8 protein-coding genes are annotated in these 8,963 nt (G+C 73.3%); 2 read left to right on the top strand and 6 right to left on the bottom strand.

The features are described 5' to 3' along the window. Positions 1–107: 107 nt before the first annotated feature. From ACFVXK_RS34255 to ACFVXK_RS34265, 3 genes are read right to left on the bottom strand one after another with little or no spacing between them, the layout of a single operon-like run. Positions 108–1,049 carry a 3-oxoacyl-ACP reductase gene (locus tag ACFVXK_RS34255; protein ID WP_389619815.1) on the bottom strand — a complete coding sequence of 314 codons (942 nt, stop codon included), beginning with the start codon at positions 1,047–1,049 and terminating at the stop codon, positions 108–110. 14 nt (positions 1,050–1,063) lie between these two features. Then, a complete protein-coding gene (locus ACFVXK_RS34260) occupies positions 1,064–2,140 on the bottom strand; it encodes a Zn-dependent alcohol dehydrogenase (protein WP_389619818.1) in 1,077 nt (358 codons plus the stop codon). A gap of 44 nt (positions 2,141–2,184) precedes the next feature. Continuing rightward, positions 2,185–3,039, bottom strand: a complete 855-nt coding sequence (locus ACFVXK_RS34265) for a MaoC/PaaZ C-terminal domain-containing protein (protein WP_389619821.1) — start codon at positions 3,037–3,039, stop codon at positions 2,185–2,187. A gap of 238 nt (positions 3,040–3,277) precedes the next feature. Between ACFVXK_RS34265 and ACFVXK_RS34270 the strand changes: the two genes are divergently transcribed. Further along, on the top strand, positions 3,278–3,637 hold the full coding sequence (locus ACFVXK_RS34270) for a DNA-binding response regulator (RefSeq protein WP_389619837.1): 360 nt from the start codon (positions 3,278–3,280) through the stop codon (positions 3,635–3,637). 120 nt (positions 3,638–3,757) lie between these two features. Here the strand turns inward: ACFVXK_RS34270 and ACFVXK_RS34275 are convergent, their stop codons facing one another. Further along, positions 3,758–5,059, bottom strand: coding sequence for a cytochrome P450 (locus ACFVXK_RS34275; RefSeq protein ID WP_389619825.1), 1,302 nt, complete (start codon positions 5,057–5,059; stop codon positions 3,758–3,760). A gap of 192 nt (positions 5,060–5,251) precedes the next feature. On the opposite strand from ACFVXK_RS34275, the gene ACFVXK_RS34280 reads away from it, so the two are divergent. Then, a complete protein-coding gene (locus tag ACFVXK_RS34280; RefSeq protein ID WP_389619828.1) occupies positions 5,252–6,757 on the top strand; it encodes an amidohydrolase family protein in 1,506 nt (501 codons plus the stop codon). Between the two features lie 23 nt (positions 6,758–6,780). Here the strand turns inward: ACFVXK_RS34280 and ACFVXK_RS34285 are convergent, their stop codons facing one another. Beyond that, complete coding sequence (locus ACFVXK_RS34285; RefSeq protein WP_389619831.1) at positions 6,781–7,965, bottom strand: lipid-transfer protein; 1,185 nt, start codon at positions 7,963–7,965, stop codon at positions 6,781–6,783. A gap of 16 nt (positions 7,966–7,981) precedes the next feature. Beyond that, a partial coding sequence (locus ACFVXK_RS34290) for an acyl-CoA dehydrogenase family protein (protein WP_389619834.1) occupies positions 7,982–8,963 on the bottom strand: 982 nt, incomplete at its 5' end.

Genomic DNA, 8,963 nt, shown 5'->3' on the forward strand with positions numbered 1-8,963 from the left:
GGGTGAGGCCCCGCGGCCCCGCTCCCCCCTGCCGGAGAGCGGGGCCGCGGGGGCTCCGGTCGGTCGCGCCCGAGGCCGGTCGCGCCCGAGGTCAGTCGTGCTTGAGGTCAGTCGTGCTTGAGGCCCAGGACCTCGGCCGCCGCGAAGGTCTCGCCCGCCGGGCGGGAGGCGTAGTGCGGGCCGAGGAGGGAGTCGAGCTCCTCGAAGGAGAAGACCTCCTTCGAGGTGTCGAACTTCGCCGCCACCCGCGGGCGTTCCATCACCACGACGATCCCGCCGTGCACCACGAACAGCTGGCCGTTGGCCTTGGCCGCGGCCGGTGAGGCGAGGTAGCCGACCAGCGGGGCGACGTGCTCGGGCGCCAGCGGGTCGAGCTTGCCCTCCTCGGGGACCTGGAAGCCGGCGAAGACGTCCTCGGTCATCCGGGTGCGGGCGCGCGGGCAGATGGCGTTCGCGGTGACCCCGTACTTGGCCAGGGCCAGGGCGGTCGAGGTGGTCAGGCCCACGATGCCGCCCTTGGCCGCCGCGTAGTTGGGCTGGCCCGCCGAGCCGCCGAGGAAGGCCTCCGAGGAGGTGTTGACGATCCGCCCGTACACCGGGCCGCCCGCCGCCTTGGAACGCTCGCGCCAGTGCGCGGAGGCGAAGTGGGTGGTGTTGAAGTGGCCCTTGAGGTGGACCCGGATCACCGAGTCCCACTCCTCCTCCGACATCGAGAAGACCATCCGGTCGCGCAGGATCCCCGCGTTGTTGACCAGGACGTCCAGCTTCCCGAAGGCGGAAACGGCGAGGCCGACCAGCTCCCGCGCCTGCTCGAAGTCGGCCACGTCCCCCAGGTGCGCCACCGCCTGCCCGCCCGCCGCGCGGATCTCCGCGGCGACCTCCTCCGCCGGGGCGGCCGAGGCCTCCCCGGAGCCGTCGCGGCCGCTCTGGCCGAAGTCGTTGACGACCACGCTCGCGCCGAGCCGGGCCAGTTCGAGCGCCTCGGCCCGGCCGAGCCCCCGGCCGGCGCCGGTGACGATGGCGCTGAGCCCCTCAAGTGGCAGTGCCATGTGCCGGATTCCTCTCAGATCTCTATGCAGGTGCGCAGGGCCGTGCCCGTCCGCATCTGGTCGAGGGCGTCGTTGATCTCGGCGAGCTGCACCCGGTGGGTGATCAGGCCCGCCAGGTCGATCCGGCCCGCCCGCCACAGCTCGATGGTGCGCGCGTAGGAGCGCAGCACGTCCCCGCCCCCGTACATGGAGGGGAGGATCTTCTTCTCGTCGAAGAACAGCGAGAACATGTCGATCTGGAAGTTGTCGTCGAGGGCGCCCGCCCCGACGATCACGACCGAGCCGCCGCGCCGGGTCATCTTGTACGCGGTGCGGGCGGTGACGGACTTGCCGACGACCTCGAAGACGTAGTCGAAGCCCTCGCCGGAGGTGATCCGGGCCTTGGCGTCCTCGAACGCGTCCGGCGCGACCGCCTCCGTCGCCCCGAAGCGCAGGGCCGCCTCCCGGCGCGACTCCACCGGGTCGACGGCGACGATCTGGGCCGCACCCTGCACCTTGGCGCCCTGGATGACGGAGATGCCGACGCCGCCGCAGCCGATGACGGCGACCGAGGAACCCGCCTCCACCTTGGCGGTGTTGATGGCCGCCCCGAGTCCGGTGGTGACGCCGCAGCCGATGAGGGCGGCGATGTCGAAGGGCACGTCGTCCGGGATCGGGACGGCGCAGTTGGCGGCGACGACGATCTCCTCGGCGAAGGTGCCGGTCGCGGCGAAGCCGAAGATCTCCCCGCCGGCCCGGCGGAAGTTGGGGATGCCCGCGTTGACCAGGCTCTCCAGGCACAGGTGCCCCTGGCCGCGCTTGCAGGCGGCGCAGTGCCCGCAGGGCGGCAGCCAGCACACGAGGACCCGGTCGCCCTCCTGGTGGCCGGTGACGCCCTCACCGACGCCGGTGATCACCCCGGAGCCCTCGTGGCCGGGGATGAAGGGCGCGGGCTGCGGCAGGACGCCGCTCATCGCGGAGAGGTCGGAGTGGCACAGGCCGGTGGCCTTGATGCGGATCCGCACCTTGCCGGGGCCCAGGCCCACGGCTTCCATGTCGTCGACGACCTCGAGCTTGTCCTGGCCTATCTCGCTCAGCAGTGCTGCGCGCACGGTGCGGCTCCTTAGGGGCGTGTGCCTGTGACGTGGGCCTGGGGTTACGCGTGCTCGACGACCGTGTCGGCGAGGACCGGGGCGTCGGCGCGTTCGGCGGCGGTCACCGAGACCAGGACGCGGCCGGGCTCCTGCCACATCCGGATGCGCAGGGTCTCCCCGGGGAAGACGATGCCGGCGAAGCGGGTGCGGTAGGCGCGGACCCGGGAGACGTCCCCGCCGAGGACGGTGTCGACGACGGCCTTGAGGGTCATCCCGTACGAGCACAGGCCGTGCAGGATCGGCTTGTCGAAGCCGGCCAGCTTGGCGAACTCGGGGTCGGCGTGGAGCGGGTTCCAGTCCCCGGAGAGCCGGTAGAGCAGGGCCTGCTCCTCGCGGATCGGCCGCTCCTCGGTGCGGTCGGGGGCGCGTTCGGGCAGCTCGCCGCGGACGGAGGGGCCCCGGTCGCCGCCGAAGCCGCCCTCGCCGCGGACGAAGATCTGGGCGTCGCTCGTCCACAGCGGCCCGTCGGCGTCGGAGACCTCGGAGCGCAGCACGATCACGGCCGCCTTGCCCTTGTCGTAGACGGCGGCGACCTTGGAGGAGGAGGTGGCGCTCCCCTTGACGGGGATCGGCCGGTGCAGCTCGATGGAGTGGCCGCCGTGCAGGACGTTCGCCAGGTTGACCTCGATGCCGGGGGCCGCGAGCCCGCCGAGCATGGCCATGCCGGCGCCGGCCACGGTCGCGAAGCTGGGGAGCACGTGGAGCTTGGACTCCAGGGTGTAGCGCAGTTCGTCGGGGTCGGTCGCGGGGCGTCCCGCGCCGAGGCCGAGGTGGTAGAGCTGGATGTCCTTGTGGTCCCAGCCGATCTCCCCCTGGCGGGGGTCGGCGGCGAGGGCCCTGGCGGCATCGATCGGCATTCGGATGCTGCTCCTTCTGCTCTCTGGAAGACCTCGGCGCGACCGTCCGCACCGTCGGCCGCACCGAGGTCGCATGCGGAGCCGGTTCTAGAACGCGTTCTAGGAAGCGGCTGAGGGAATGTATAACGCACGCCCCCGCGGTTGGGAAGGGTGCTGACAGTACGTCAGATCAGCGTGGCGCAAGACGTGTTGCCGGGCATCCGGGAGGGCCGGCCGGTAGCCTGCGGCGGTGGATGAGATGCCCGCGGCCCACCGGCCCGCCCGCTCCCTGCGCGTCCTGCTGGACCCGCCGAACCCGCCGCTCGCGCTCCGGCTCGGGCTCCAGCCGGACATCGAGGTGGTGGCCTCCCTGACGCAGCGGCCGGCGGTGGCGCTGGTCGAGGACCCCGACGCGGTGACGGCCCTGCTGGCCGAGGACCCGGAGTGCCGGGTGCTGGTGGCCACGGGCTCGGCGCACCCGGGGCTGCGGGAGGCGGTCCTGGCGGCGGGCGCGGCGGGGCTGGTGCTGCGGGACGGGCCGGTCGAGGAGCTGGCGGAGTGCCTGCGGCGGGCGTCGACGGGCGAGACGGTGGTGGACCCGGCGCTGGCGGGGCCCTGACGGGGCGTACGTGCAGGGGGCTTCCCTGGGCGTACGCGCAAGGGAGTCCCCTGGGCGTACGCGCAGGGGAGCCCCCCACCGGTCGGCGGCGGGGGGCTCCCCTCGGGGCTCGGGCCCCGGTCAGGTCCCCGCGGTCCAGTCGTCGACCGTCCGCGAGGGGTCCAGCGCGACGGGCAGCTTCTCCAGCCCGCGGAAGGCCGGGAACGGCCCCTTGAGCCAGTCCCCCTGCGCCGGCGTCGGCATGGCCAGCACCATGTCCGGGAAGCGGTCGAGCAGGGCCGTCAGGCAGACCTCCAGCTCCAGTCGGGCCAGCGGCGCGCCCAGGCAGTAGTGGGCCCCGTAGCCGAAACCGAGGTGGCTGCTCTGCAGCCCCTCCCGGCTGAAGTCCAGGGTGTCCGGGTCGGGGAATTTCTCCGGGTCGCGATTGGCGGAGTTCAGCGCGATCTGCACGACCGCGCCCTTCGGAATGACCGTCCCGCCGATTTCCACGTCCTCCAGCGCGTAACGGAAGGTGGAGGTTTCCACCGAGCCCTCGAAACGCTGCATTTCCTCGATCGCCTGCGGCAGCAGTTCCCGGTTCTCCTGGACCGCCCGGAGCTGGTCGGGGTGGGTGAGGAGGCTGAAGACGCAATTGCCGATCTGGAGGGTGGTCGTCTTGTGCCCGGCGAAGAGGAGGACCCAGATCATCGAGACGAGCTCGTCGTCGGTGAGCGGCTCCTCCTCGTGCGGCGTCTCCACCAGCATGCTGAGGAAGTCGTCCGTGGGGCGGGTGCGGGTGCGGTGGATGTGCCGGGCGAAGTAGTCCCGCAGCCAGATCTCGGCCTCTTCCAGGTCGCCCTTGAGGTCCTTGCTGAACCGCGAGCGCGTCACGACGGCGAACCACTGGAGGACCTCGGTCCGCTCCTGCCCGACGATGCCGAGCAGCTCGCAGATGACCATGACGGGCAGCGGCAGCGCGAAGGCCTGCATCAGGTCGACGGGCCGGTCCGTGGGGCAGCGGTCGAGCAGCCCCTGGGCCAGCTCCTCGATGTGCGGGCGCAGCGCGTGGATGTGGCGCGGGGTGAAGGCGGTCTTGGCGATGTGGCGCAGCCGGGTGTGCCGGGGCGGGTCGGCGAACAGGAGGTTGTCGTCCAGCGCCTCGCACAGGTCCCCGAACAGGGCGTGGTAGAGGTCGATGCCCTCGTGCATGTCCTTGCCGATGCGGGGGTCGGAGAGGAGGGCGTGGGCGTCCTCGTAGCGGGTGATCAGGTACGTGTCCACGCCGTGGCCCGGGGTGAGGCGGGCGACGGGGGCCTGTTCGCGCAGGGTCCGGTAGACCGGGTAGGGGCACTGCCGGTATTCCGGCGTGCTCTTCGTCGCGGCCGCCACCGCTTCGTGCAGCGCGAGACCGTCACCCGCCGCGGTAGTCGGTTCAGTCGTCACGCGCCCAGACCCTTCGGTTAACCCGGAATTGACAGTCGGCTCCTTTCCCGTGCCGGATCGAGGGTGAAACCCGATTGACCCGTTCGGAGCCGAAAGCTCCCCCGGCGGAATGTTCCGGGCGACGGTTTCCGGGAGCCGCCCTAGGGTGTGCGGAGGTTTGCGGTGCACGGCCGACGAGAGGGAAATGCGCACATGCCGGAATACGGTGCGGGCGGCCTGGCCGTCGGCGGAGCGGGACGCCGGGACGCGGTCGGGGTCAGGGCCGGGGTCGGGGTCGGGGTCTCGGCCGGGGCGTCGGCCGTCGGGGCGGAGGACGACGGCAGTGGCGCGGTGATCGACGTCCACCACCACTTCTGCGCCCCCGAATGGCGCCGCTGGGCGGAGGGGCAGGGGCTGGTGGGCCCGCGGTCGCTGCCGCCGTGGGCGGGCTGGGACGCGGAGGAAGCGCTGGCGGTGATGGACCGGGCGGGGATCGCCGTGGCCGTGCTGAAGCCGATGCTGCCCGCGCGGTACGGGAGTTCCGCGCAGCTGCGGGAGGCGGTGGCCGTGACGATGGAGGCGGCGGCCGCGGTGGTGGAGGCGCACCCGGGGCGCTTCGCGTTCCACGCGCCGCTGTTCCTCGACGAGGAGGAGGTCTCCTCCTGGGCCCTGCGGCGCGGTCTGGACGAGCTGGGGGCGGTGGGGGTGAACGTGACGGCGAACTACCGCGGGGTGTACCTCGGGGACCCCTCGTACGACCGGATCTTCGCCGAACTCGACGAACGCGCGGCCATCGTGGACACCCACCCGCACGTCCTCCCGGACGGCCCGGGCGGAGGCCGTCCCACGGTGGACGCGGGTGGGGCGACGGGCCCTGCGGGCCAGGGCGCGGGCTCCGGCCGTCCCGGGGGTCAGGGTGGTGGCCCGGGTGGTCCCGGAGGCCCCGGCGGTGGCCCGGGACACCCCGGCGGTCCCCCCGGCGACCGCGGGGGCCCTGGCGGGCCGGGCGGGCCCGGAGGCCCCGGCGGTGGTCCGGGACGGCCCGGTGGCGGGCCCGGAGGGCACGCGGGCCCCGGCGGGCACGGAGGCCCGAACCAGCCGGTCGGGCCGACGGCCCCTGCGGGCCAGGGCACGGGCTCCGGCCGTCCCGGGGGCCCGGGTGGTCCCGGGGGCCCCGGCGGTGGTCCGGGGCATCCCGGCGGTGGGCCGGGCGGTCCCGGTGGAAGGCCCGGAGGTGCCGGTGGCGGGCCCGGAGGGGGGCCCATGGCCGTGGCCGGGGTGCCGGGGTTTCTCTGTGACTTCCTGCTCGACACCACCCGCGCCGCCGCGAACATGATCCGCACCCGGACCCTCGACCGCTTCCCGAACCTGTCCGTGGTCCTGCCGCACGGCGGTGGCTTCCTCCCGCAGATCGCGACCCGGATGGAGGCCTTCGCGTACGCCTTCGACCCGCCCGTGGAGCCCGCGGCCGTACGGGACCACCTGCACCGCTTCTACTACGACACCGCCGGCCCGCTCTCCCCGGCCGGCACCCTGCTCGCCACCGTCGACCCCGCCCGGATCATGTTCGGCAGCGACTGGCCGGCCTGCCCGGCCGCCGTGATCACGGACCTGGCCGTCCCCGCCCTGGCCGCGGACCCGGCGTTCACCCCGGCCCTGCGCCGGGCCGTGAACCGGGAGAACGCGCTGCGCCTGATGCCGGGCCTGGTCCGCGCCTGACGCCCCGCCCGCCCCTCCGCCCGTCAGCGGCGCAGCAGGGTCACCACCGCGGCCCCGCCCAGCCCGATGTTGTGGGCCAGCCCCACCCGGGCGGCGGGGACCTGCCGCGCCCCCGCCTGCCCGCGCAGCTGCCACACCAGTTCCGCCGCCTGCGCGAGCCCCGTCGCCCCCAGCGGGTGGCCCTTGGAGATCAGGCCGCCCGAGGGGTTGACCACCCAGCGGCCGCCGTAGGTGGTGGCGCCGCTCTCGACGAGTTTGCCGGAGGCCCCGTCCGCGCACATGCCGAGGGCCTCGTACGTCAGCAGCTCGTTCACCGAGAAGCAGTCGTGCAGCTCGACGACGTCGACGTCCTCGATGCCGAGCCCCGAGTCCTCGTACACCCGGCGGGCGGCGGCCGCCGTCATCGGCTTGCCGACCACGTCGATGCAGGAGCCGCCGAAGCTCGCCTCCGTGTCCGTGGTCATGGCCTGCGCGACGATCTCCACGGCCTTGTCGTGCAGCCCGTGCGCCACCACGAACCGCTCCGAGACCACGAGCGCGGCGGCCGCGCCGTCGGAGGTGGGCGAGCACTGGAGCTTGGTCAGCGGATCGTGGATGGTCTTGGCGGCGAGCACCTCCTCCACCGTGTACACGTCCTGGAACTGCGCGTTCGGGTTGTTCGCCGAGTGCCGGTGGTTCTTGGCGCCGACGGCCGCGAGCTGCGCGGGCGTGGTCCCGTAGCGCTCCATGTGCTCGCGCGCGGCGTTGCCGAAGATCTGCGCGGTGGGCGGGGACATCTCGAAGCCGTGCGCGGCGGCCATGATCCCGTAGTGCCGGGCGACCGGGGACGTTTTGAAGTCGCCCCCGTCGGCGCCCCCGCCCAGCGCGCCCCGCTTCATCTTCTCGAAGCCGACCGCGAGCACGCAGTCGCTGATACCGCCCTGCACGAACTGGCGGGCCATCATCAGCGCCGTCGAGCCGGTCGCGCAGTTGTTGTTGACGTTGTAGACCGGGACCCCGGTCAGCCCCAGTTCGTACGCGGCCCGCTGGCCGGCGGTGGAGGGCTGGAAGCAGTAGCCCACCGGCACCTGCTCGACCAGCCCGTAGTCCACGCCGGCGTCGGCGAGCGCCGCGCCGCCGGCCTCCTTGACCATGTCCCAGTACTGCCAGTCCCGCGACTCCGGCTTCTCGAACTTCGTCATGCCGACGCCCACGATGTACGACTTCATCACTGCTGCCCTTCGGTCAGTCCCTGGGAAGGCCGAGGATCCGCTCGGCGACGACGTTGAGCTGGACCTGGGTGGTGCCCCCGGCGATGGTCAGGCAGCGCGACATCAGCATCCCGTGCACCGCGCGCTCCCCCGCCCCCTCCCGCACCGCGCCGGCCGGGCCCAGCAGTTCGAGCGCGAGCTCGGCGGTCCGCTGCTGGTGGGGGGTCTGCACGAGCTTGCGGACGGAGGCGCCCGCGCCCGGCTCCAGTCCGGACACCTGCTGGAGGGTGGTGCGCAGGCCGATGCAGGCGAGCGCGTGCGCCTCGGCGGCGAGCGCGCCGATCCGGACCCCGTAGGAGGCGTCGAGGCCGGCGGAGGCGGCGATCAGCGCCTCCAGGCCGGTGTCGAAGGTCATCTGGTCGGCCATGTGGACGCGTTCGTTGCCGAGGGTGTTGCGGGCGGCCTTCCAGCCGCCGTCGGCGGCGCCGACCAGCGCTCCGGGCGGCAGCAGGGCGTCCTCGAACCACACCTCGTTGAAGAGGGAGTCGCCGGTGATCTCCTTCAGGGGGCGGATCTCGATCCCGGGGGTGTTCCTCATGTCGACGACGAAGTAGCCGAGGCCCTTGTGCTTGGGCGCCTGCGGGTCGGTGCGGGCGAGCAGGATGCCGAAGTCGGCGGTGTGCGCGGAACTCGTCCACACCTTCTGTCCGTTGACCTTCCAGGAGCCGTCGGCGGTCCGCTCGGCCCGGGTGCGCAGGGAGGCCAGGTCGGAGCCGGCGCCCGGCTCGGAGAACAGCTGGCACCAGGTGGCGTCCCCGCGGAGGGTGGGCAGGACGTAGGCCTCGCGCTGCTCGTCACTGCCGAAGGCGATCAGCGAGGGCACGATCCAGGTGGCGATCCCGAGATCGGCGACCTTGACGCCGGCTTCCTTGAGCTCCTGCTGGATCACGATCTGCTCGGCGGGCCCCGCGCCGCGCCCGTACGGCGGCGGGAGGTGGGGGTTCGCGTGGCCGGTG

The sequence above is a fragment of the Streptomyces sp. NPDC058157 genome (assembly GCF_042884105.1).
GTDB lineage: Bacteria > Actinomycetota > Actinomycetes > Streptomycetales > Streptomycetaceae > Streptomyces.